19 protein-coding genes and 1 tRNA gene are annotated in these 23,812 nt (G+C 48.9%); 8 read left to right on the top strand and 12 right to left on the bottom strand.

Features of this window, described 5'->3' with window-relative positions; genetic code table 11:
- The first annotated feature begins 80 nt into the window (after nucleotides 1-80).
- On the top strand, nucleotides 81-776 hold the full coding sequence (locus E7Z62_03360) for a cell division protein FtsZ (GenBank protein ID MBE6522149.1): 696 nt from the start codon (nucleotides 81-83) through the stop codon (nucleotides 774-776).
- 122 nt (nucleotides 777-898) lie between these two features.
- On the opposite strand, the gene E7Z62_03355 is transcribed toward E7Z62_03360, so the two are convergent.
- The 5 genes from E7Z62_03355 to E7Z62_03335 all read right to left on the bottom strand — a co-directional run bounded on the left by E7Z62_03355 (nucleotide 899) and on the right by E7Z62_03335 (nucleotide 6,763).
- A complete protein-coding gene (locus E7Z62_03355) occupies nucleotides 899-1,486 on the bottom strand; it encodes a 2-oxoacid:ferredoxin oxidoreductase subunit gamma (protein MBE6522148.1) in 588 nt (195 codons plus the stop codon).
- Nucleotides 1,483-3,297, bottom strand: coding sequence for an indolepyruvate ferredoxin oxidoreductase subunit alpha (iorA, locus tag E7Z62_03350; GenBank protein ID MBE6522147.1), 1,815 nt, complete (start codon nucleotides 3,295-3,297; stop codon nucleotides 1,483-1,485). Before iorA ends, E7Z62_03355 begins: the two co-directional genes overlap by 4 nt.
- Nucleotides 3,298-3,435: 138 nt before the next feature.
- Nucleotides 3,436-4,836 (bottom strand): hypothetical protein, encoded by a 1,401-nt coding sequence (locus tag E7Z62_03345; protein ID MBE6522146.1) that lies wholly within the window; start codon nucleotides 4,834-4,836, stop codon nucleotides 3,436-3,438.
- 8 nt (nucleotides 4,837-4,844) lie between these two features.
- On the bottom strand, nucleotides 4,845-5,594 hold the full coding sequence (locus E7Z62_03340) for an ABC transporter ATP-binding protein (protein MBE6522145.1): 750 nt from the start codon (nucleotides 5,592-5,594) through the stop codon (nucleotides 4,845-4,847).
- A gap of 86 nt (nucleotides 5,595-5,680) precedes the next feature.
- Entirely contained in the window at nucleotides 5,681-6,763 is a 1,083-nt protein-coding gene (locus E7Z62_03335) for an iron ABC transporter permease (protein ID MBE6522144.1), read from the bottom strand.
- A 168-nt stretch (nucleotides 6,764-6,931) separates the two neighbouring features.
- Here E7Z62_03335 and E7Z62_03330 point away from each other — a divergent pair.
- Nucleotides 6,932-7,015, top strand: a tRNA-Leu gene (locus E7Z62_03330).
- A 34-nt stretch (nucleotides 7,016-7,049) separates the two neighbouring features.
- Complete coding sequence (locus E7Z62_03325; protein ID MBE6522143.1) at nucleotides 7,050-8,669, top strand: mechanosensitive ion channel; 1,620 nt, start codon at nucleotides 7,050-7,052, stop codon at nucleotides 8,667-8,669.
- 69 nt (nucleotides 8,670-8,738) lie between these two features.
- Here E7Z62_03325 and carB read toward each other — a convergent pair whose 3' ends face one another.
- Nucleotides 8,739-11,954, bottom strand: coding sequence for a carbamoyl-phosphate synthase large subunit (gene carB, locus E7Z62_03320; protein MBE6522142.1), 3,216 nt, complete (start codon nucleotides 11,952-11,954; stop codon nucleotides 8,739-8,741).
- Nucleotides 11,951-13,027 carry a carbamoyl phosphate synthase small subunit gene (locus E7Z62_03315; protein MBE6522141.1) on the bottom strand — a complete coding sequence of 359 codons (1,077 nt, stop codon included), beginning with the start codon at nucleotides 13,025-13,027 and terminating at the stop codon, nucleotides 11,951-11,953. Before E7Z62_03315 ends, carB begins: the two co-directional genes overlap by 4 nt.
- A gap of 143 nt (nucleotides 13,028-13,170) precedes the next feature.
- On the opposite strand from E7Z62_03315, the gene E7Z62_03310 reads away from it, so the two are divergent.
- Both E7Z62_03310 and E7Z62_03305 read left to right on the top strand, forming a co-directional pair.
- Nucleotides 13,171-14,208, top strand: coding sequence for an mRNA surveillance protein pelota (locus E7Z62_03310; GenBank protein MBE6522140.1), 1,038 nt, complete (start codon nucleotides 13,171-13,173; stop codon nucleotides 14,206-14,208).
- Nucleotides 14,209-14,284: 76 nt separating this feature from the next.
- The gene (locus E7Z62_03305; GenBank protein MBE6522139.1) at nucleotides 14,285-14,638 is read left to right on the top strand and encodes a hypothetical protein; all 354 of its coding nucleotides are present in this window, start codon (nucleotides 14,285-14,287) and stop codon (nucleotides 14,636-14,638) included.
- Nucleotides 14,639-14,649: 11 nt separating this feature from the next.
- Here E7Z62_03305 and E7Z62_03300 read toward each other — a convergent pair whose 3' ends face one another.
- From E7Z62_03300 to E7Z62_03285, 4 genes are all read right to left on the bottom strand, one after another.
- On the bottom strand, nucleotides 14,650-15,951 hold the full coding sequence (locus tag E7Z62_03300; GenBank protein MBE6522138.1) for a phenylacetate--CoA ligase: 1,302 nt from the start codon (nucleotides 15,949-15,951) through the stop codon (nucleotides 14,650-14,652).
- Nucleotides 15,952-16,130: 179 nt separating this feature from the next.
- The gene (locus E7Z62_03295) at nucleotides 16,131-17,093 is read right to left on the bottom strand and encodes a translation elongation factor 1 alpha-related protein (GenBank protein MBE6522137.1); all 963 of its coding nucleotides are present in this window, start codon (nucleotides 17,091-17,093) and stop codon (nucleotides 16,131-16,133) included.
- A 4-nt stretch (nucleotides 17,094-17,097) separates the two neighbouring features.
- Nucleotides 17,098-17,523: an amino acid-binding protein gene (locus E7Z62_03290; GenBank protein ID MBE6522136.1), complete on the bottom strand. Its 426-nt coding sequence runs from the start codon at nucleotides 17,521-17,523 to the stop codon at nucleotides 17,098-17,100.
- The gene (locus E7Z62_03285) at nucleotides 17,520-18,824 is read right to left on the bottom strand and encodes a phenylacetate--CoA ligase (protein MBE6522135.1); all 1,305 of its coding nucleotides are present in this window, start codon (nucleotides 18,822-18,824) and stop codon (nucleotides 17,520-17,522) included. The genes E7Z62_03290 and E7Z62_03285 overlap by 4 nt, the downstream gene beginning before the upstream one ends.
- 164 nt (nucleotides 18,825-18,988) lie before the next feature.
- Between E7Z62_03285 and E7Z62_03280 the strand changes: the two genes are divergently transcribed.
- Nucleotides 18,989-20,374 (top strand): hypothetical protein, encoded by a 1,386-nt coding sequence (locus E7Z62_03280; protein MBE6522134.1) that lies wholly within the window; start codon nucleotides 18,989-18,991, stop codon nucleotides 20,372-20,374.
- Between the two features lie 32 nt (nucleotides 20,375-20,406).
- Here the strand turns inward: E7Z62_03280 and ppk1 are convergent, their stop codons facing one another.
- Nucleotides 20,407-22,476 (bottom strand): polyphosphate kinase 1, encoded by a 2,070-nt coding sequence (ppk1, locus tag E7Z62_03275; GenBank protein MBE6522133.1) that lies wholly within the window; start codon nucleotides 22,474-22,476, stop codon nucleotides 20,407-20,409.
- Nucleotides 22,477-22,596: 120 nt separating this feature from the next.
- Here ppk1 and E7Z62_03270 point away from each other — a divergent pair, with 120 nt between their 5' ends.
- Together E7Z62_03270 and E7Z62_03265 are read left to right on the top strand one after the other, a co-directional pair.
- The gene (locus tag E7Z62_03270; GenBank protein ID MBE6522132.1) at nucleotides 22,597-23,226 is read left to right on the top strand and encodes a hypothetical protein; all 630 of its coding nucleotides are present in this window, start codon (nucleotides 22,597-22,599) and stop codon (nucleotides 23,224-23,226) included.
- On the top strand, nucleotides 23,223-23,789 hold the full coding sequence (locus E7Z62_03265) for a class I SAM-dependent methyltransferase (protein MBE6522131.1): 567 nt from the start codon (nucleotides 23,223-23,225) through the stop codon (nucleotides 23,787-23,789). Before E7Z62_03270 ends, E7Z62_03265 begins: the two co-directional genes overlap by 4 nt.
- Nucleotides 23,790-23,812 lie beyond the last annotated feature (23 nt).

Genomic DNA, 23,812 nt, shown 5'->3' with positions numbered 1-23,812 from the left:
GAAATAAGCATAATCCGGTGGATGGGATTGGCCTTAAGGCCAACCGGATCATGCTGTTGGAAACGCCTTAACAAAACACAATGGGGATGCACACAATGGTGTACAACACAGAGAACAAACACAAGGTCGCAATCGTCGGCGTCGGAGGAGCAGGATGCAACTTCGTAAGCGCTTTCACCGGAAGGTGTGACATGGACACTATCGCGATCAATACCGACAAGGAGGCCCTTCACGCTTCCACCGCCGACAGGAAGATCTACATCTGCAAAGGTGTCGTCCTCCACGGAGAGGGTGCTAAGGGAGATGCTAAGCTCGGTATGCAGTGTGCTGACATCCACATTGAGGAGATCAAGGAAGCTCTTGCCGGCTACGACAAGGCTTTCATCGTGGCTGGACTCGGTGGCGGAACCGGAACCGGAGCCGCACCAGTCGTGATTGAGGCCGCACAATCCCAAAATGTAATGACATTTGCAGTAGCGATCAAACCCTTCTCCTTCGAGGGATCCAGGGTTGAGGTCGCAAAGGACGGATTCGGAAAGATCAGGGCCGTTTGCCCCTACGCTGCTGCCATTGGCAACGACATCATCCTTTCCAGGATGTCCGACATGACCATGGATGAGGCATACTCGTCCATCAACTCGGTCATTATGGCCCACATCGAGGCCTGCGTCGCCGAGTACCCCCAGAACAATGACCGCGATGTAACTGAAGAGTGCGCGGCAGTGTTCGATAACTTCGTTCAGAAGTCCCCCATAGCAGACTTCATAAACGCTTGACTTTTCCTCCACTGTCGGACGGCGCTGCCGTCCGACACACTTTAATTCTTCCGGTTACGAACCGGTTTTATCAATAATAAAAGAGAAAGGCGGGAATGCCCGCCTTAAGATTTTTTGAGAGATCAGGACATCGAAGAATAGCCCATCTCGAATGCCTTGACATTAAGGTCTCTGAACTTCTCAGGAACCTGAGCGATCAAACTCTTGAGAAGGACATCCTTAGGTATGGGGAATCCCTTCATGGCCGCTACTGCACCGATCATCACCGCGTTGGCCGCTACAGCCTTTCCAGCTTCGATAGCGATCTTAGTGGCATCCAAGGTGTACAGATTCTTGTTGGCCTTCAGAACGGCATCCTTAAGGTCCTCGATGTCCGGATACTCCTCGAAACCTGCGGCAACCATTGAGGGAAGCACAGGGTCAAGATTCATAAGAACAATAGAATCCTTGTTTCCAAGAGGCAGGTTCCTACAGGTCTCCGCAGGCTCGAATCCCATTATAAGATCGGCACATCCTGCCGCCTCCAGCGGGCTGATGACATCGTCACCAAAACGAAGTGTGGAAAGAACGCTTCCGCCCCTCTGGGCCATTCCGTGAACCTCACTCATAGCGACCTTATATCCCATGTCCATGGCTGCATTACCGAGAACCATGGATGCCAAGAGGACTCCCTGTCCTCCGACTCCGACAATCTGCACAGTGTACTTCATTGTCTCACCTCGATGGCACCGGTAGGACAGACATTGGCGCACATACCGCAGCCGATACATTGGGTTGGATCGGTAGAGATGACTCCGTCCTTCTTGAATAACGCAGGACATGCTATGGTCCTGACGCAGTTGTAGCACTTCACACACTTATCCTGGTCGACGTTGACCTGCCTAATGACCAACTGCTTCTGCTTCTTGAGCTCCAGTGGACATGGGCATTTGGAAATGACCACAGCGACACCGTCGAACTCCAAAGCATCCTTCATAACCTTGGTGGCAGCCTTCACATCATAGGGATTGATCTCCTGAACAAACTTGACTCCGACACCTTCGACAAGCTTCTTGATGTCGATGGCTTCGGTGGAGACCCCTCCGAAGTCCCTTCCGGTTCCAGGGTTGGGCTGATGTCCCGTCATGGCTGTGGTACGGTTGTCCAGTACCACGATGACGACCTTATGGTTATTAAACAGGGCATTGATCATCGGAGGGATTCCTGCATGGAAGAATGTCGAATCCCCCATGAATGCAATCGCCTTCTGATCAGTGGATTGTGCAAATCCGCCTGCAGCTCCGGCTCCTCCTCCCATGCATATGATGAAATCTGCAGCCTTGAACGGAGGCTGTACGCCAAGCGTATAGCATCCGATATCAGAACAATAGATGACGTCAGATGTGCCTGCCGCCTTCTTCGCTGCTGCGAACATTCCTCTGTGAGGACATCCGGCACAAAGTGTCGGAGGCCTGTTGGGAAGGACCACATCTACCTTTGCCATAGGCTGACTGAATTCCTGGACCTCCACGAACTCTTTGATTCCCTTGAGCGTGTCAGGGGAGAACTCCCATTGTCTGGGAAGGTGACCCGACCTCTTTCCGTAGACAGGAACATTAATTGAGTTCTGAGCACAGATCCTCAGTATCTGGTCTTCCACGAAGGGTTCAAGCTCCTCTACAACGATGATTGCCTTCTTTCCCTTGATGAATTCGGCGATCTTCTTCTCCGGAAGAGGGTTGGTGAATCCCAACTTGAGAATTGAAACACCCTTTACGAACTCGCGGACATAGGTGTAAGACACACCCGATGTGATTATTCCGATATCTCCAGAGCCTTCAACAAAGTTGTATTGTGATGCTTCGGATAATTCCTGTGCCTTCTTGTATAGGTCCAGAAGCCTCACCCTGTTCTGCTTCGCATATGCAGGAATGTTGACGAATCTTGCGACATCTTTGTCAAAATGTCCGATCTTCTTTGGCTCTGCCTTCTTACCTAGGTCAACCACACCGCGTGCATGGTTGACTCTCGTAGTTGTCCTGAATATGAGGGGCAGGGTGAGCTCCTCAGAGACCCTGTATGCCTCCTTTACCATATCCTTAGCTTCCTGAGGTGTGGAAGGCTCCATCATAGGGAGCAGCGCCAGTGTAGAGTAGTAACGGTTATCCTGCTCATTCTGGGAACTGTGACATGAAGGATCGTCAGCAGACATTATGAGCATGCCTCCCCTGACACCGGCATAGGCCAAGGTCATCATCGGATCGGCCGCTACATTGAGTCCGACATGCTTCATGAACACGAATGACCTCACACCTGATGAGGCTGCCGCAGCGGATACTTCCATGGCCACCTTCTCGTTGGTGGAGAACTCGAAATATAGGCCCGCTTCGTCCGAGATCTTCTCGAGAATGTTTCCAACTTCAGACGAAGGGGTACCTGGATAGGTCGAGGCGAAACCCGTTCCAGCCTCGATGAGCCCTCTGACAATGGCCTCATTTCCGAGGAGGAGCTGTTTTCCCTCTTCAGCAAGCAAATTCGGCATTTGAACACCTTTGAATGAGACCTCTATCTATCCCTCCCTTTTTATGGTTTGGTCATACAGATAAGGCAAATCCTGCGTACAATGTCTGAAAAGATGTAAAGATAATGAAAGATGGGGGATTGACCCCCGTTTGATGCCTCAGATGAAACCGTAGGCTTTGAAGAAGTTGTCTATGTCCATCTCCTTCTTGTACTTCTCAGTCTCCAATGTGAAGTTGTCTATGAAATAGAAGAACTCCTCATCGAATTCCAAACTGACAAGATCGGGGTGCATTATGTTCATGTAGAACAGCATCTCGATGACATACAATGGACTGTTTCCTGCCTCACGGGCCATACCGAGATAGTAGTTATCAGTCTCAGCAGTCTTCAACTCCTCTGCCCATGATGCAACAGTCACATCCAGATCCCTCTGTCCGCGGAGACCGTCGTGCTCATTGTCGATCCAATATACAACCTGGTGTCCGTCGTTCTTAGCATCTTTCAGTACCTTCAGGATATCCTCGGTCCTCAGATTGTTGTAATTGTTGGGTAACCATGTGGTATGATCTGCCACAACATAGCAACCCGCCCAATCAGCATGGATCATATTGGTATTGCCCTTTCCAGTGATACTATATGTTCCTGTGGTCTGGTATGAGGGAGCGTTCCTAGACATGATAAGTGCTCCTTTATCAGACTCTTTGATAGTAGATGCCGCGTTCTCAACAGTTGTCAGAACCTTGTCGTGCCATTCGAGATAATCGTAGCATTGATCCATGTCACCCTGCAGGAGGAATCCAAACATCAGGATAGAACGGTCGATATACTCGTTAAGATATGGAACACCGCTATTATCACAGGTGTTCATGAACATCACATCGATTCCGACGGGATTCAGCTTCTCTTTGGATAGAGGGTCGGCCTTTGCATCGCAGTAACCAGGCACATATACGTTGATCTTCTGTTCCATCATCGACTCGTAGTTGGGAGTCTCGGTACTTCCGAAACTTACAGCCTTTGCTGCATAGCTGTTGAGCTTTGCCCAATATGTCGCGATGGTGTCATCGACCATTGCGAGTTTAGGTGTCAATCCTGTAGCCTCAGCGGTGTACAGTCCGCTGCAATAACTTGTTGCGAATGTCTTTACAGGCCAGGAGACCTTTGCGACGGTGAAATAATTGTCGATGTAATAGACATCCAGCTTTGTAGACTCCTTTGCATTGATGATCTTTTTGAGATAATCGACATCATCACCGTTGATCTTTCCGTCAGCATTTGCGTCGGCCAACTGAGTCCATTTCACAGAACCCTTTACCATTGCCTCCAATGCAGTGACATCGGCTTCATCCAAGACATCATCCTCATTGGCGTTTCCATACACCCAAAGTCTGGAGTCTGCGTCCGGGAAATCCTTCTCTTTGATCTCTTCACCTACTCTAGCACCGTTATTATTATCGTCGCTTCCTCCTCCGTTGGAGAACGCGATGAATGCAACGGCGGCCACAGCGACGATGACTACCGCTATGATAGCTATCATCACATTCTTGCTTATTGCCATGATATCACTCAATCATATTCGGGGATCAGGCGCACCTGAGGGACCCCGTTAAAATCACTTACTTCAGCGTTTACATTGTAAACAGTTTTGATGTTCTCAGTCGTCAGTACCTCTGCAGGCTTTCCGTCTGCGAACACCCCTTTCCCATACATGAGAACTACACGGTCTGCGTATGCTGCTGTGATATTCAGGTCATGACAGACCATCAGAACGATTATCCCTCTATCACGGGCATACGATTTCAAGAACCTCATCACGTCCATCTGATATTTCACATCAAGATTCGATGTAGGTTCATCCAGAATCAAAATGTCAGGCTCCTGGACTAATCCGCGGGCTATCAGTACCCTTTGCGTCTGTCCTGCACTCAGCTGTCTTATATCTCTGGTAGAGAATTCCTGGAGTCCAAGAAGATCTATGGCTGCATCCACCACCTTGATATCACGTTCGGATGTAGTCCAGCCAGCACGCGGATGCCTACCCATAAGGATGGCCTCGGGAACAGTCATCGAGAATACGTTGGATTGTGAATTCGGAACGAAGGCCAATATCTTAGCGATATCCAGAAGCCCCATAGTATGTACGTCGACCCCATTCACATAAACGTGACCACTCTTCGGTTTGAGGAGCTTATTGATACATTTCACAATGGTGGTCTTGCCTACACCGTTAGGCCCTAAGATACAAACCAATCCTGGTTCAGTTATCTCCAGATTTACATTCTCAAGGATATTAGTCTCATCATAACCGAACGTCATGTCCTCAATCTTGATGCTTAATGGCGTATTGTCGTCACACTGGCGGGGCTCCAAGAGGATGGATTTGCAATCGGCTGTTTCATCCGTCAAGACCACACCTCCTTGGAATTGCGAAGGATCAGGAACAGGAACAATGGACCTCCGATACAAGCAGTTATCACTCCAACAGGCAATATCGTAGGCTGAGCAATTGTCATCGCCACCAGATGAGATGCTAAAAGCAGTACCGCACCAAAGAATCCCGAAGCAGGAATCAGATACCTGTTATCAGTTCCTATGATGGCCCTTACCATATGTGGTGCCACTAATCCGATGAATCCAATGATACCAGTGAAACTGACGACAGTAGCCGCCACTAGAGTAACGACGAGAAGAAGAATCAATCTCTTTCTTTCGACATCTACACCGAGAGTCTTTGCGCTTTCATCGCCTAAACCCATCAGATTCAACTGGTTGGACATATATTGAACATAGATCGTTCCAAGAATTGTCACAATCAGAACGATTCCAGCTTCACCCATACTAGTACCGTCAACAGACCCGATCATCCATTTGTACACTGCTGAAAGATCCTCAGGATCGGCAATGAGCATGAACAATTGAGTGGCTGCATTGAAAAGGTACATCAGTGCGATACCACAAAGTATCATCATTGTAGGGGTTGCATTACGGAATTTACTCAAAAATAGGATTACCAGAGCTGGAAGCAACGAGAATATGAATGCGTTAACAACAAGGCCCGCCCCTGCCACAAGTTCGAAACCTATAATCATAGCAAGGGCTGCTCCGAATCCGGCACCAGAAGATATTCCCATCGTGTAAGGGTCTGCAAGAGGATTCTTCAGCATACTCTGCATACATACTCCGCTTATTGCAAGACCAAAACCGCACACTATAGCGGTAACAATAGCGGGCATCCTGAGATTGATCACTATGTGATAAATTGTGATATCACTCGGTTCCCTCCCCAGAATTGCATCAATAATGCTGTTGAAAACATCTGCCGGGGAGATGTCGTAAGAACCGACGGTGGCAGCAAAAAGAGACAATAAGAGACAAGCCAGAGCACATAGAACAATGAACCCGACCCTCTTTGTTGTCATCTTGCGATATTCAGTTTTGAAATCGGATTTTGCTGTTGTATCGATTTCACTCATTGTCACCGTCATATTGGTGTTACTATTTAGAAATAAGTGTTACTAATTGAATAAAAAATAATTTGCTGAACAAATCAACTTTATATATGAATAAACTCGGATAATATTGCTCCCAGATTGAATTTAATCAAATACAATTCCCGAAACTCTAATAATCAGTTAACAGATAGGGCCGAGTAGGCGAGGGTTGCCGAGCTAGGTCAAAGACGCAGGACTTAGGATCCTGTCCTTAGTGGTTCATGGGTTCGAATCCCATCCCTCGCACTCTTTCTTTATTTATCATGCACATTTACCCTCTATGAAAAGTAAGATGATGGCGGCCGTTGTGCTGTCCCTGCTCGTTGCTGGAATCATCGCACCCATTCTGCCTATGGAAGAATCCGATGGTCTTTCTCCCAACGAGTTCAGCATCTCCATACCTGGAACAGAAGCACCTGAAAAGCCAATAAGCTTGGTTCTGGGAAACGGTGAAAGTACTTCATGGAACATCAATGTTGTCAACAGGACCACTGAGAAATATCTGGAAGCCAAGTTCACTGTGGTAAGTGAATGCGAGGATGTCAAAGTAACAGAAAAACCATCCAATGGTCTCATCGTACCGATGAACGGAGTGGATCATGCCAATGTCCTCTCTGGAACGCTAAAAATTACCGTCAACGATTATGTAGATTCGAATGAAAATGCTCACTTGAAACTGATCGTCGATGTTAACGATGTTGATGAGAAGCTCAACCCCGTAAGCGTTACAGTGGATTTCGATATTGAAATCAAAACTATCTTCGATACATCGGGTTCTTACAACAAGTTCCTCGAAATCTTCGAGAACAGACTTCCGGCGCCATTCAATTCGCCTATCGTCCCTTTCCTAGTGACCATCGTCTTCTGGATGGTAGTTGCGGCCCTTGCCACCAGGCTAATTGCACCGAGACTGGCAAGAGCCCTCGACAAGCATACAACCACGGATGATGCTCTGAAATTCGAGAAGGCGATCTCCAAACTCATATTGATTTTAGTCTTCTTCTTGAGCATAGACCAGGGACTGAGTATCCTTGGCGCTGATGCTGTACTTATTTCTGACTTTGTCAGATTCTCATTCATTATCTATGTTGTAATCACCCTGCTGATAGCTTGGAAGATATACCTGGTATTAGCTCAAGGAATCCTTTCAAGATTCGAAGACAACGATGACAGCGCCATCGATATGACCTTGCTACCTTTGTTCAAGATGATTGGTAAGATCGTCTTTTGGGTTATCGGTGCCGCCGCCATCCTCGGCTCCTTAGGAGTGGATCTGCAGGGAATCCTTGTCAGTGCAGGTGTGGTATCACTCGGAATAACCATGGGTGCCCAGAACGTGCTCTCACAGTTCTTCAGCGGAATCGTCCTGCTCATGACAAGACCGTTCAAGAAGGGAGACTTCCTGAAGATCAACGATAAGGTATACATCGTTCAGAAGGTGAGACTTATGTTCACCGAGTTTACCGGATGGGATAGGGATCAGATTATAACTATGCCGAACAACGCTGTGACCGCAGCCACGATCGTCAACCTCACCAGGGAAGACGAGGCATACAGGCTGTATGTCTACTTCTCGGTGGCATACGGTGTCGATTTGAAGAAGGCCGAAGAGGTCATGCTGAAGGTCGCGAATGAGAGTCCGGTTGTCCTTCATGACAGTGAGCATGCTGCACCCAATGTGAGGATGACAAGCTTCGAGGACTCTGGTATCGAACTCAGATTAGGCGTGACTGTAAGAGACTTCAACGGAACGATTACCGACGCCTCAGCGCTGAGGATGGCAGTCTATCAGGCATTTGTAGACAATGATATCGAGATCCCCTACAACAGGTTGGAGGTAACGATGCTGAATGACTGCTTCAAGGGAGAGAAAAAGCCTGGAGATATGATCTCCGACTGATTTCTCGAACGCCCCTTTGGGGCTATCTGAAACAATAATAAAAGGCGGGGTTTCCCCGCCTAAATGTTTTCAGTTCACCAGTCTGTGGTACTCTGTGATGCTTCTAACACCAGTCTTACCGTGTCTGGCGACCTTGATGGCACCAACAGTCATCTCGGCACCCTGGATTGTTGTGATGATCGGAATCTGAAGTTCGACCGCGAGTCTCCTCATGGCCGCTCCATCCCTGATGGCTCCAGACTTCTGAGTCGGGGTGTTGATGATCATTTGGATCTTACCCTCTCTCATGGCGCTCATTGCGTTGGGGGCCATGTTCTCACTCACCTTATAGAGGGTCGCCACAGGCACACCGTTCTCGATGAGATACTTGGCGGTCCCTTTAGTGGCATAGATGGTGAATCCAAGCTCGTCCAGTGCTTTTGCAGATGGGAGAATCTTCTCCTTATCGTTGTCGTTCACGGTGATGTAGACTCCGCCTGCATCCACAGGGTAGTTGCATCCTGCAGCGACCTGTGCCTTGTAGCATGCAGCATAGAAGTCCTCGTCGATACCCATGACCTCTCCGGTGGATTTCATCTCAGGTGTTAGGATAGAATCCACTCCGGGGAGCTTTAGGAACGGGAAGACAACTTCCTTCACAGCATAATGGTCCAACTGCTTGTATCCTGTCAATCCGAAGTCCTTCAGCTTCTTTCCGAGCATGATCTTGGTGGCTATTTTGGCCATCTGGATTCCGGTGGCCTTGGAGATGAACGGTACTGTCCTGGACGCTCTGGGGTTGGCCTCGATCATGTAGATCTCCTTGCCCTTGACCGCCAGCTGGAGGTTCATCAGACCTTTGATGTGAAGTGCCAAAGCGACCTTCTTTGTGATGTCCAGGATCTCATTCACAGTATCCTGTCCGATCATCTTGGGAGGCATGACCATGGTCGCATCCCCGGAGTGGCATCCCGCATATTCGACATGCTCAAGGATTCCTCCGACATAGACATCGGTTCCGTCCGCGACACAGTCGACATCGATCTCGATTGCATCTGTGAGATACTTATCGATCAAGATGGGGTGGTTCCTAGAGACTTTGACGGCGCTCTCGACATAGGTCTTGAGGTCATCGGCAGAGTAGACGATCTCCATCGCTCTGCCTCCAAGAACATAGGAGGGCCTGACGATAACAGGGTATCCAATGTCCTCTGCGATCTGCTTAGCCTCCTCGAAGGAATATCCGGTACCTGATGCGGGCTGCTTGATCTTCAGCTCATCCATCAATTTGGAGAACCTGCGTCTGTCCTCTGCCACATCCATGTCGTCCGGAGATGTTCCCAGGACCTTCGTCTTGGTACCTGCGAGGGCCTTTTCCAAATCAACCGCAAGGTTAACGGACGTCTGTCCTCCGTACTGACAGATGACACCGTCAGCATCCTCTGCCTCAATGACGTTCAGAACATCCCCGAGGGTGAGCGGCTCGAAATACAGTCTGTCGGACATATCGAAGTCTGTAGATACAGTCTCGGGGTTGTTGTTGACGATGACCGCATCGACACCTTCCTCCTGAAGGGCCATGACTCCGTGCACACAGCAGTAATCGAACTCTATTCCCTGTCCGATCCTGATGGGACCTCCTCCGACGATGACTACTTTCTTCTTATCCTTGACCTGCACCGACTCCGATTCTCTGCAACCGTATGTGGAATAGAAATACGGGGTCTTTGCCTCGAACTCTCCGGCACATGTGTCGACCATCTTGAATACAGGGATGAGGCCCTGCTTCTTCCTCTGCTCGCGTATGTCCAAGGATGCCTTTCCGGACAGCTCTCCGATGGTCTCATCGGAGAATCCCATGAGCTTTGCCTCTTTGAGGACCTCGGGCGTGAGTCCGGCCTTGATCTTGTTCTCCATGTTGATGATGTTCTTCAATTTCCTGATGAAGAAGACATCCCAGTTGGTGAGCTCAGCGATCTTCTCGGGATTCCAGCCTCTCCTGAGTGCCTCTCCCATGACGAAGATGCGCTGGTCAGTTGCATGTCTAAGCAGATCGTCTATGTCCTTGTCCAGGACATCGAACCTGTCCAGACCGTTCACACCGATCTCCAAGGACCTGAGGCCTTTCAAAAGACACTCCTCGAAGGTCCTGCCGATGGCCATCGTCTCTCCGGTGGATTTCATCTGCGTACCGAGATGTCTGTCCACTGTACGGAACTTGTCGAAAGGCCATCTCGCTATCTTCAGCACGACGTAGTCGACCGAAGGCTCAAAAGCGGACATCGTTGTTCCCGTGACCTTGTTGGGAATCTCATCGAGAGTGTATCCGAGACCTATCTTCATGGATACTCTTGCAATAGGGTATCCGGTAGCCTTGGAAGCCAAGGCAGATGAACGGGACACACGAGGGTTGACTTCGATCAGCCTGTAGTCCCCGTTCCTCGGGTTGAATGCGAATTGAACATTGCATCCTCCCTCGATGTTCAACTCTCTCATCACCTTGATTGCGGAGTTCCTGAGCTTGTCCACATCCTTCTCCGAAAGGGTCAGGATAGGTGCGCAGACTATGCTCTCACCGGTATGGATTCCCATCGGATCGATGTTCTCCATATTACAGATGATGATACAACTGTCATTCGAGTCCCTCATCACCTCGAACTCTATCTCTTTCCATCCGAGGACCGATTCTTCGATCAGAACCTGGTGGATACGACTGTATGCGAGACCGTGGGCTGTAATCTCCCTAAGTTCAGCCTCGTTGTAAGCGATACCTCCGCCTGTTCCTCCCAATGTGAATGCAGGTCTGACCAGTACAGGGTACCTTCCGATCTTGTTGGCAGCGGCGATTGCCTCATCGATCGTGTTGACGCTCTCAGACATGGGGATCGGCTCACCGATCTTCATCATCGCCTCCTTGAACAGCTCTCTGTCCTCCGATTTGGCAATGGCGTCGGGCTGAGTTCCGATGAGTTCGCAGTGGAGTCTTTCCAATGTTCCGTTCTCTGCCAATTCCGAACAGATGTTCAGACCGGTCTGTCCACCCATACCAGAGACTACACCATCAACACCTTCTTTCTCGATGATCTTGGCTACCGTTTCGGCATTCAGAGGCTCGATGTAGACTGCATCTGCAGTCTCCGTATCTGTTTGGATCGTAGCGGGGTTGGAATTCACAAGGACGGTCTTGTAGCCTTCCTCCCTCAGAGAACGACAGGCCTGGGTTCCTGAGAAGTCGAACTCTGCTGCCTGACCGATGACTATAGGTCCAGAACCTATGACCAGGACCTTCTTGTAATCCTTCTTCATTGCAATCCCCCCTTGATGACAGCAAGGAAATCGTCATAGAGGAACACCGTGTCCCCCTGACCTGTGCCTCCCTCCGGATGGTATTCGTATCCGTAGATCGGCAGTTTGGAGTGCTTGAAACCTTCGATGACGTTGTCATTGAGGTTTGTCTGCGTTACTGTGAGTTCGGTAGCACCTATGCTCTCGGGATCGATGGCCAGATCCTGCGACTGTGAGGTCATGCATATGCGTCCGTTGATCTTGACAGGCTGATTGCATCCATGGTGCCCACACTTCATCATCTTGAGCTTTGCACCGAATGCGAGGGCGATCAGTTCGGAACCGGCAGCGATTCCCATAATCGGCAGCTTTCCAGAGAGTCCCTTTATGGTCTCCACGGTGACCGCCATCTCCTTGGAGCAGGGACATCCCGGTCCGCTGGAGATTATTACACCCTTGACACCTGATTTGATGATCTCATCGGCTTTGGCATCATAAGGGAATCTTATGACATTGAACCTCTCGCCCAGAGACTTGTATAGACCGCACCTGGTACCGCAGTCTATGACAGCGACGGTGACGTCCTTGCCGTTGTCGAACTTCTTGACATCTTTGTGGGAAACATCCTTCACGGACCTGTCGATCTTTATCGATTTGAGTTCTTCCACGACTTTGTTTATATCGGCCCCTTCCTTGACGATCTTTCCTTTCATCGATCCGTCCTTACGGATCTTAAGTGTGAGTTCACGGGTGTCGACACCTGTCAGCCCAACTGCGCCTTTCTCGGCCATGAAATCGCCAAGCAATGTTCCGTTATAGAACTCGGAGGGTTCCGTACAAAGTTCCCTGACCACAATTCCATTCACATGAACCTTACCGGATTCATTGAATTCGTTCGAAACGCCATAATTTCCGATCAGAGGGTAGGTGAAGACAATTATCTTTCCTTTGTTGGCCGGGTCGGTTATCAATTCCTGATATCCGTCGACCCCTCCGGTCAAAAACACTACTTCTCCAGCTTTCTCGATGTCTGCACCGAAAAGCTGACCATCAAATACAGTCCCGTCTTGCAGGACCAGGTAGCCTCCTGTCATCGAGATTCAAGTGATTTACGTAGCGTATATAATTCCTTGTCTCTCGATTTTACATACGATTTTTTGAGTTGTCGGTTTTCAGACATTTTTCGATTTGACGACAAAAACGATACAATTCTATAACTCCACTCCATCCCCCTTCTATGCGCATTCTGGCAGAGGATCCATCTAACGAGAGCATCAAGCTGCAGGTGGAAAGCGACGAGGACCTTTGGCATCTATACAACATCATAGAGGTTGAGGATCTGGTCATCGCTTCGACAACAAGACGCGAAGAGAAGTCTGCCGACAAGATCAGAGCAGAGAAGATGGAAAAGAAGCGCATGACCCTGGGCATCAGAATAAAGAAGATAGAATTCTCCGAGGACGACCTCCGCCTCAAGCTTCTGGGAACGATCGAGACAGGGCCTCAGGACATCGGACAGCACCACACCCTGATATTCGAGAACGGTGACAACCTTACCATCCAGAAGAAGAAATGGAGGGCAACTCAGCTTGAGAGAGTCAAACGTGCTGTGAGCGAATCCAAGAAACCTCGCATCGTATTCGTCTCCTTGGATCAAGATGAGGCCACCATAGCTGTGCTGAGGCAGTTCGGACTTAAGGAGGTGGCGACCGTTCGTTCGGGGAGATCCGGAAAACAGTATGAAGAGAAACCGTCAATCGACGGTTACCACGGAGAGATCCATTCAAAATTGAAGACTCTGCTCGAGCCCAACATGCCCTTAGTCCTGCTTGGTCCCGGATTCGAGAAGGAGACACTTGCAGAAGATCTCAAGAAGATAGATTCTGAACTGTACAAGAAGATTCACGTCTACCACACCGGTCAGTCGGGAATGGTAGGGATCAACGAACTCATGAAGGCAGGAATGGGTGCCGACGTGCTGAGAGAATCGTCTGTAGGCGTAGAATTGGAAGCGGTCGAACAGCTGATGACTGCTATCGCCAAAGACGGTTTGGGGACCTACGGGCCCAATGAGGTCATGAATGCAGCCATGGCAGGTGCAGTTGATAAACTGCTGATCCTTGACAGCAAGGTACGTGAACAGGACCTGGATGACATAGTCCGTGCGGTAGAGAATCAGAAGGGATCGGTCATCATCGTATCATCCCAGCATGACGGGGGAAAGGAACTGGCGGCCCTTGGCGGCATGGGTGCAATCCTTCGTTACAAGATGTGAGGTGTTAACGGCGTTAGTCGATAGAACCGTTGTAACTCCTCGTCCCAATATAATCTGATGATGATATGATGTGTTCATGTTCGATAATCTCAAGATCAACGAAATCTTCACTGAGAGGAATGTTCCTGCGATCATAATGTATCTCTATCTTTTCGGCCCTAAGACCAGGACAGAGATCTATGACAATATATCGAAGAACCCGCGCATGCCCATAAAACTGGACAAGCTGATAGAGAGCAAGGTTATTACGACGATTCCCGGCAGATCCCAAAAATGGCCTGTACTGAAACTTACAGAGACTGGAATGCAGTTTGGCCGTATGCTGTGCACAATGGAGGATCTGGCCGGAGGGGATGCGTGTAAGAGCAAATGGCTAGGTCTAAAGAAGACCCTTGAGCAGTTCGGATACGTAGAGACCAAGGAGGATTAACCCCCTCGAGGTCACTCGTAGCTGCGCTTATCCGTAACGTGGACTGACTTGCCCTCGAATCTCGGAAGTGTACCGGGAAGACAGAGCTTGACTTCAGCTTTGATGTTGAGTACATCCTTGAGCCTTCTCGATAGCTCAATGGACATTTTGTTCAGCTTCACCATATCTTCGGTGAGTGATTCCTCCGTCAGTTCTACCTCGACAAGAAGGTTGTCCATGTAGTTCTCGTTGGTAAGAGTCAGGTGGTAGAATGGCGACAGCCAGCTAAGCTCACCTATGACACTCTCGATCTGGCTTGGGAAGACATTGACACCGCGGACCACGAGCATGTCATCGGTCCTTCCTGATATCCTCATGAGTCTCGGATGGGTCCTTCCGCATTTACATGGCGTCCAATCGATGGCAGAGATATCCCCGATTCTGTATCTGATAAGCGGGAATGCTTCCTTCTGAAGCATGGTGATCACGATGGCCCCCCTCTGCCCTTCTTTGCACGGCTGATCATTCTCGTCAAGGATCTCGACGTATGCTAGGTCCGCCCATAGGTGCAATCCGTTCTGCTCTTCGCATTCGAGGAACATAGGCCCGTAGAACTCGCTTGCCCCGTAACAGTTGTATGTCTTGATACCGGTACGCTGTTCGAGTTTCTTCCTCATGCTCTCGGACCAAGGCTCGCCTCCGGCGATTCCCTTCCTGACCTTGGTGTCCTTTCTGATGTCGACCCCCATCTGGTCACAGACGTCTGCGATGTGGAAGTAATACGACGGAGTTCCTGCCAATGCAGTCACTGGGAGGTCCTGCATCAATTGAATCTGCCTGTTGGTGTTTCCGGTACTGATGGGGAGGACGGTTGCCCCTATCCTCTCAGCACCGTAATGAACTCCTAGACCTCCGGTGAACAGACCGTATCCGTGCATGTTCTGGACGACATCCTTCTTCGTCATACCGAAGGAAGTCATGCCCCTAGCCAATGCCTCGGTCCAATTATCAAGGTCTTTTTTGGTGTATCCTACAACGGTCGGCTTTCCGGTGGTTCCTGAAGATACGTGAATCCTCACAAGATCGTCATAGGGGACAACAAAGAGCTTGTCTGGATAGTTATCGCGGAGGTCTGTTTTCTTCATGAAAGGCACCCTCCTGAAATCCTCGAAACTGTTGATATCCTCGGGTTTGACACCTGCTTCATCCATCCTCTTGCGGAAGAACTCGGACTTCCCGTACATCTCCGTTACCTTCTCTTTCAGCAGGCGGAGCTGCATCTTCTGAAGTTCCTCGCGAGGCATAGTTTCGATATCTTCGTTCCAGAAAGCCATTTTGAACACCAATGATGTGTGCTATCACATAGCACGGTAACGATGTATTATTGATGCATCTATTTAACAACTGGCAAGAGGTTAGAATTGATATGGGCAATAGCTTGCCCGACCAAAAGAAAATATGAAGATAGGGTATGACGCGAGATTGTAATCGCGCCTATACCTGGATTGTTGTTTCAAGGAAGCACTATCGACCCAGCGACCCTGAGCTTTCCACCTTCAAGATACATGATGATGGCCTTGTCTCCAGGTTTGTGGATCATATCGTCATCCATCTCGAACGTGACCTGGGCGGACCTGAAGTCATCACCGTTGTCCACTGCCGTTATCCTGCAGGGAAGCATCTGCATCCAGTGGCCGATATGGACGACCATCCCCTCTTTGAGAGGAGTTGCCCAGAATTTCACCAACGAGACCTTTCCGCTGACCGAACGGCTCATCTTAACAGAAGGATCGGTAGTTACCACGAATCCCCTGTCCAGCTCCTCGGATTCGATCCCTCTAAGAGCAAGACCGACATGGTCGCCCTTGATACCGTCCTGAGCATCGATATCATGCTTCTGGATGGATTTGAGGATGACCTCCTTCTTTGTTGGGAATACAGTCATCTTGTCATGGACCTTGAAGTATCCGTCTATGACGGAACCTAGGACGACGGTGCCTACTCCCTTGACATTGAAATGACTGTCGACTGGACAGGATCCGCATGTTCCGTCACCTGTAGTCTTTGCCTGGGCCTTTGCCATTCCGATTAGCTCTTCCCTCAGCTTGATAGGATCGTCCTCACGGGGCTCATAATGCTCCAGGGACGTTCCCGCCAAGAGGGGGGCCAGCTGTTCCGGCTGAATGTAGTTCTGGAGAACGACGAAACCTTTGTCGATGCCGAGGGAATCGACCATAACGATAGTCTCCCCCAGGAATGAGTCAATCTTATCCACTACCAGTATGACAAACTCTGACATCGCCACCGAATAGAACAGTGAAGAAAGCTTTTCCGGGAACTTCGACGGCTCTATGAGAGTGAACGAGTCATGCCCGTCCTTGTACTCATAGAAGGTCATGTCCGTGACAGTACCCTTCTTCCCTATCTTCCCAGCGTAGTCTTTTGCGCCCAGTACGGCGATGTTCAGGTTTCCCATTAGATCAAATCTCCGATTCAGACACCAGTTTGATGCCCTCTTTTCCAATGACCTCGACCGCCTTCTCAGGATCGTCGACCCTGATGAAGAAGATGGCCTTGTCCTTGTAGGAGTAGGCGTATCCGTACTCAATGTTTATATTTGCCTTTCCAAGAGCGTCAGCGGCATCAAACAAAGCACCGGGAGTATCGACAAGGTACACTCCGATGACATCCGTCTTTTTGACGATGATTCCCTTTGCTTTCAGGGCATCATAGGCCTCATCGGGATTCTCAACGATAGTCCTCAGGATTCCGAACTCTGTAGATTCGGCCAGATTGAAAGCCCTCATGTTGATTTTGCATTCCTTCAGCACAGACGTGATGTGCGCCAGGCGTCCAGGCTCGTTGTTCACGAAGATCGATAGCTGCTTGATTATGTTGGACATCAGATCACCCTGTTGTCAATTACCCTCTTGGCCTTACCCTCGAACCTTGGAAGTTCTCCGGGAGCCTTGAGCTCTACAGTGACTGCGATATTGAGGTATTTCTTTAAAGCGGATTCGATGTTATGCCTCAGCTTCAGCATCTGTTCCATATTATCGCTGAACGCCTCAGGCTTGATTTCCACCTGGATTTTCATATTATCCAATGCGCCCTCTCTGGTGACGTAGATCATATACTGGTCTCCGACCTGGGGTATCTGCATCAGAGTGTACTCGATCTGTGAGGGGAAGACATTGATTCCGCGGATAATCAGCATATCGTCCGCCCTTCCAGTAATCCTAGCAATCCTGGGCGAAGTTCTTCCGCACGGACAGGGCTCAGTAATGATCTGTGTCATATCCTTGATACGGTATCTCACCAGAGGGAATGCTTCCTTCTTGAGCATGGTTACGACCAGTTCTCCCTTTTCTCCCGGTCCAAGGACCTCTTCTGTCTCCGGATCGATGACTTCCACATACATGATGTCGGCAGGGATGTGTATTCCGTTATGGCATTCGCATTCTGTGAACATTGGTCCAGCCTGCTCCGAGGTTCCGTAGATATCGAACGTCTCTACTCCAGTCTCTTCCTCAATCTTCTTTTTCATGGATTCCGACCACGGCTCGGCTCCGAGGAATGCGACCCTGAGCTTCGTATCTTTCCTAATGTCGACACCCATCTTCCTGGCCACATCCATCAGGTGGATGAAATATGAAGGAGTACAGGCAATTGCGGTTACATCCAGATCCATCATGAGCTCGATCTGTCTTTCAGAGTTTCCAGTACTTGCGGGAAGAACTGTAGCACCTACTTTCTCTCCTCCGTAGTGAAGTCCGAGTCCTCCGGTGAACAAACCGTATCCATAACAGACCTGGAGGGTATCTTCGGGACCAACACCGGCCGAGGTCAGTGATCTTGCCAAAGCCTCCGTCCAATATCCGAGATCGTTCTCCGTATACCCTACCAATGTGGGTTTTCCGGTGGTACCTGACGAAACGTGGTACCTGACGATCTGGTTGTTGGGGACTGTGAACATCTTGGTTGGATAGTTGTCACGAAGATCCTGTTTGTACATGAACGGGAGCTTCGAAATATCTTCGATACACTTGATATCCTCGGGCTTGACGCCTTTTGAATCCATCCTCTCGCGATAGAACTGATTGGATTCGTACAGCTTCGCAACGAGCGTTTTCAGTTCTTCATACTGGAGCTTTTTAAGCTCCTCTTGAGGCATGCATTCGATCTTCGGGTTCCAGAACATGTTCACCGCTTCTCCTAAACATCTCCTAATAGATTAGGTTAGTCCAAGTATTACGGGATAATATATAAAGAAGGAAAAGTTAATCACATGATTTGTACCGATTACGAAATTCGTAAACAGCCATTTCTTCCATTGAATACGTTTTAATCCGTCAATAGGAATCCGACACCATGGACCTTTTGATCTCAAAGGATAAAGCAGAGACGCTTGCCAGGCTGGAATTGAAGCTCAGCGAGCGCCAAATGAGTACTGTGATTCTATTCGAGGGCGTCGGCGGAATGGCGATGTCACATATCGTCAACCAGATCATAGCCGTTTTCGAACCTAGGAACATCAGATACCATTCAATCAGTACTTCAAACATGCCTTGGATCAAATACTGCCTCGTCAACGTAGCACCCAAAGGCCAGATAGCGATATTCGACAGAGGGTGGTACAGCGGAATACTGTCCGAAGGAGATGAAAAACTAGCTGATAACATAAGTCTGGCCAATGCCTTTGAGAGATACCTATACAACAACGGCGTTAATGTCATCAAATTCTATCTAGACATAGATGAGGACACCCTGAAAAAGAACAAGAAGTCCTATCCTGTTGATATCGACGGTGAAAGCGAAGTCTTCAACAACATAGGAAAACTCAAGGATTTCTCCATTACCAAATCAAAGATCAGAAACCTTTTGGAAAAGACAAACTCTACCTACTCCGAATGGGATGTTATCGAGGTAGGAGACTTCAAGGATACCGTGCGTAAGATAGCATCAATATTAGAGGCCAGATTATCCAGTCTGCTCACTATGCCCAGAGAACCTGAGACCTATGAGATAATGGAAATCTATCCCAACCCCAGAGAAGATGTCAAATTCGACCAGGAAATGAGCAAGAGCGACTATTCGAAGAAGCTCACCAAACTTCAAAATAAACTGGCTGAACTCCAAGTAAAACTGGCCAACAGCGATAGGGCACTGTGTCTGGTGTTCGAGGGCTGGGATGCGGCAGGCAAAGGAGGATGCATCAAGAGAGTAACTCAGGCTCTGAATCCCCGTGGATACAAGACGTTCCCGACACCTGCACCGACTGCCGAAGAAAAAGCGCATACTCATCTGTGGAGATTCTCCAAAAACATGCCGGACCCGGGCCAGATCACCATATTTGACAGGAGTTGGTACGGGAGGATGCTTGTGGAACCAATCGAGGGATTCTGCACAGAGAAGGAATACTCTCGTGCGGCAGCGGAGATCAATCTCTTTGAGTCATCACTCCATAAGGACCACGTCATATTCATCAAATTCTGGATTGACATTACCAAAGAGGAACAACTCAAGCGTTTCAAAGACCGTGAAGCGGACCCGCTCAAGAGCTGGAAACTCACGGACGAGGATTGGCGTAACAGAAAGAAGTGGAATACTTACGAGAAATACGTCAACAGCATGATAAAACAGACAAACACGGACTATGCTCCCTGGATCGATGTGGAATGCGTCGATAAAAGGTATGGCAGGATCAAGGTCCTCCAAACGATAGTCGACACCTTGAAAGAGGCTCTGGATGATTGAATCGGGAGGTGTTCCTCCCGATTCAAACCCTTTCAATTCTTCTGCGACCTGTACTGCCAGCATCCGTTGTGATCTATGAACCACTGTTGGGAACGCAGAGGCTTTCCATCCTTTTTGACGGGGACGTAAGTTCCATCTTCTCTGAGCTCTTTCGCTTTGACGTTGTCAGCAAAATGAATGTCCAGAATATTCTCCTTGATGGATTTCATCAGATCCTTGTCGAGTACAGGGAAAAGCACCTCTATCCTGGCCAGGAGGTTCCTCGGCATCATATCGGACGATCCCATGTACATCTCAGGCTTTCCGTTGTTGTAGAAATAGTAGATTCTGGAGTGCTCCAAGAACCTATCGACGATACTTATCACACGGATGTTCTTTGATACTTCCGGATTGCCCGGGCGGAGACAGCAGAGACCCCTTATGTTCAGGTCGACCTTGACGCCTGCGATGGATGCTTTGTACAGCGCGGCTATGATGTCCTGATCGACCAGCCCGTTTGCCTTCATGATTATGTGGCCGTTTCCGCTGGTCTCATGATTCTTGATTTCGTTGTCGATCTTCTTGAGCAAAGAGGATTTGAGCGTAACCGGAGCTACAAGAAGGTGCTTGTATTTCCTCTGGCCGTAATAACCCGTGAGAGCGTTGAAGAGTTCGGAGACGTCCTCTCCGATCTCCTTGTTGACAGTGAAGAACGAGATGTCGCCGTACTGCTTTGCTGTACTCACGTTGTAGTTTCCAGAGCTCATGTGTGTATATGTGACAAGATGGCCGCCTTCAAGTCTGACCACCTGCAAGAGCTTGGAATGGACTTTGAGATTGACTGGTCCGTACACAACATGAACACCTATTGCCTCCAGATCCTTGGCCCATCTGATGTTACGGTCCTCATCGAACTTTGCACGTAGCTCCATCAGAACGGAAACGCTCTTTCCGTTCATCCTGGCCGCCTTTAATGTTTCGAATATGGAAGGATCGGAACCCAGCCTATAGAGACATATCTTGATGCTCTGAACGTTTGGATCCATCGCGGACTGCCTCATGAACATCACAACGTTCCCGAAGGATTCGTAGGGATGGTAGAGGATCCTGTCCCTCTTCTTTATCCACTCGAAGACATCGCCGTCCTCCTGCAGATCGATGGGGGTGGACTGTATGAGCGGCTTCTCCTTCAGGGACGGACGGTCCAAGGAATAGAGCTGCCAAAGGTCGGAGAGGGCAAGGGCATCCTTCGTCGTAATCACCTGCTGCTCCGAAAGGTTGAGATTCTTGAGGAACTTCAGCATCATGTTCCTTGGCATTGATGATTCTGCTATCATCGCCACAGGGTATCCCATATCCCTTCCGTTGATGCTCTCCTCGACGGCGTCCATGAGGTCGCATGCCTCATCTATAGTGATCTTAACATCAGCATTCCTGATGATGCAGAAAGAGTATGCTCCCAGGATATTCATCCCTGGGAACAGAAGGTGTGCTGAATCCTTGATTACATCCTCGATGAGAACGTACTCGGTCTTGCTCTTTCCAGCATTCACACGGACGAACCTGTCGACAGTGTCCGGAACCTTCACTCTGGCGTAAACGACTCCGTTCTCCTCCCCTCTGAGCCTGAATGCTACATTCAATGAGTTATTGGAGATGAATGGGAACGGGTGTGAGATATCCAGGGCCAGAGGGGTCAGCATCATATGGACCCTTTCCTTGTAGTATGTCCTAACACAGGCGAGCTGTTCCTTTGTGAGCTCCTCCACCTTTTTGATCTTGATCTTCTCCTTGGCAAGAGCTTTCCTGAGATTCTTCCAGCATACCTCGTAATCCGAATAGAGCTTGTTCATCCTGTCCGAGACCATCGTTATGATCTTGTCGTTGTTGATATAATCCGGGGCGCTCTGGGCTATCGATGGGATGTTGCTCAAAAGTCCGGGCATGCGTATCATTAGGAACTCATTGAGATTGTTGTAACAAATCGCAAGGAATTTGACCCTTTCCAACAAAGGATTCTCAGCATTGTTGGCCTCATCCAGACACCTCTGGTTGAACTCAAGCCAAGACATCTCCCTGTTGATGTAGTACTTCTTGTCGTATAGATCGACCTTTGATGACATCCCGAACCATCCTTATAATGGGGTTCAAAATGACCTTTGATATTAATAAAGGTGATGTCTTAATTTTAAGGGAATAATCCTGTGTGAAAGATTAATAACCGATAGGCCTCTGAACAAGGCGTGAACACCCTCATCGAAGAGCTGAATACCTTCATAGACGGCGTTTCTGCCATGATAAAAGATGTGGAGACTCATTTTGCTAAGAGGCAGAACGATTTCCGTTCCATGTGTTTCTACAACATTTACAATCGCGGAGTCCTGACCAGAGAGATCGTCACACTGCTCGAAAGGTCCGTCAGGCCGTTCCAAGAAGAGGATAAGGAAGCCCAGGAAATGGAAAGGATGATGATTGTCACCAGAGGGCTTTTCATTGACGTCATGTCGTCCATAGAGAAAGCGGCAAAGGACTGCATACCTGCATACTGGATGAATGATATCAAAGAGAAAGCACTGAAAAAAAACAGCTACCTCTATCTGAGATACATAATCTACGCATCAGCAGAGAAGGGGCTGGTCTCCGAGAAACAGCTAAAGGAGTGGGATTCTGTTTTCCTCATGAGGAATCTGGTCATCCACAACAATTCTGAATCCGATAGGTCCATGATATTCGAATTGGACAGTCTGAAGATCTCTATGCGCCCTGACAGGATGATGAAGGGGCCCAGCAACACATTCGTCATATTGTCCGAGAAAGCCGTGGAGCTGTTCTATGAATGGCTTAAGAATGTCAATGAGGTCTACAAAAGATGAAGCAGGAAGAACTCTGGGATGCCTTATACTCAGGCAATCCTGCGACATGGAGAGGCAACACGGTGATACCTGTGCCCAACAGCGGAAAAGCACTGGATCTCGGTTGTGGCAACGGGAAGACCGTCTCTACGCTACTGGATGCGGGGTATGCTGTCACTGGAATCGATTTCTCTTCGGTGGCCATAGAGCAGTGCAAAGATCGTTTCATAGGCTCTGAATTCTACATAGGGACCATTTGCGACATGCCTTTCGACGATTCAAGTTTCGATTACATTACAGCAGTCCATGTCCTTGAACATCTGGATGATGAATCACTAGAGAGAGCTGTGTCGGAGATCAGACGCATACTGAAACCTTCAGGCTTCGTATTCGTCAGATGCTTCACCGAGAGGGACATGCGTTCGGACAAGAGAAAGGAATCAGAGATCTTCTACCGTTTCTATGATGTTGATTCCATCAGAGATGCCTTCGATGGTTTCCAGATTATGTCGTCTGAGATAAAAGAGGACAAAACCCGCTTCGGTACCCTCCGCTCTAGAGTGGAGGTTCTGCTAAAGCTATAATACGGGTTCAGTGAATCCTCAGA

The organism is Thermoplasmata archaeon (assembly GCA_015063285.1).
Taxonomy (GTDB): domain Archaea; phylum Thermoplasmatota; class Thermoplasmata; order Methanomassiliicoccales; family Methanomethylophilaceae; genus Methanoprimaticola.
Note: the sequence above shows the minus strand (reverse complement) of the source record. Positions and strands in the feature narration are given on the sequence as shown.

Coding starts and splice junctions, on each gene's coding strand:
- E7Z62_03360 (MBE6522149.1), top strand. CDS start 81: ATGGGGATGCACACAATGGTGTACAACACAGAGAACAAACACAAGGTC.
- E7Z62_03355 (MBE6522148.1), bottom strand. CDS start 1,486: ATGAAGTACACTGTGCAGATTGTCGGAGTCGGAGGACAGGGAGTCCTC.
- iorA (MBE6522147.1), bottom strand. CDS start 3,297: ATGCCGAATTTGCTTGCTGAAGAGGGAAAACAGCTCCTCCTCGGAAAT.
- E7Z62_03345 (MBE6522146.1), bottom strand. CDS start 4,836: ATGGCAATAAGCAAGAATGTGATGATAGCTATCATAGCGGTAGTCATC.
- E7Z62_03340 (MBE6522145.1), bottom strand. CDS start 5,594: ATGACGTTCGGTTATGATGAGACTAATATCCTTGAGAATGTAAATCTG.
- E7Z62_03335 (MBE6522144.1), bottom strand. CDS start 6,763: ATGACGGTGACAATGAGTGAAATCGATACAACAGCAAAATCCGATTTC.
- E7Z62_03325 (MBE6522143.1), top strand. CDS start 7,050: ATGAAAAGTAAGATGATGGCGGCCGTTGTGCTGTCCCTGCTCGTTGCT.
- carB (MBE6522142.1), bottom strand. CDS start 11,954: ATGAAGAAGGATTACAAGAAGGTCCTGGTCATAGGTTCTGGACCTATA.
- E7Z62_03315 (MBE6522141.1), bottom strand. CDS start 13,027: ATGACAGGAGGCTACCTGGTCCTGCAAGACGGGACTGTATTTGATGGT.
- E7Z62_03310 (MBE6522140.1), top strand. CDS start 13,171: ATGCGCATTCTGGCAGAGGATCCATCTAACGAGAGCATCAAGCTGCAG.
- E7Z62_03305 (MBE6522139.1), top strand. CDS start 14,285: ATGTTCGATAATCTCAAGATCAACGAAATCTTCACTGAGAGGAATGTT.
- E7Z62_03300 (MBE6522138.1), bottom strand. CDS start 15,951: ATGGCTTTCTGGAACGAAGATATCGAAACTATGCCTCGCGAGGAACTT.
- E7Z62_03295 (MBE6522137.1), bottom strand. CDS start 17,093: ATGGGAAACCTGAACATCGCCGTACTGGGCGCAAAAGACTACGCTGGG.
- E7Z62_03280 (MBE6522134.1), top strand. CDS start 18,989: ATGGACCTTTTGATCTCAAAGGATAAAGCAGAGACGCTTGCCAGGCTG.
- ppk1 (MBE6522133.1), bottom strand. CDS start 22,476: ATGTCATCAAAGGTCGATCTATACGACAAGAAGTACTACATCAACAGG.
- E7Z62_03265 (MBE6522131.1), top strand. CDS start 23,223: ATGAAGCAGGAAGAACTCTGGGATGCCTTATACTCAGGCAATCCTGCG.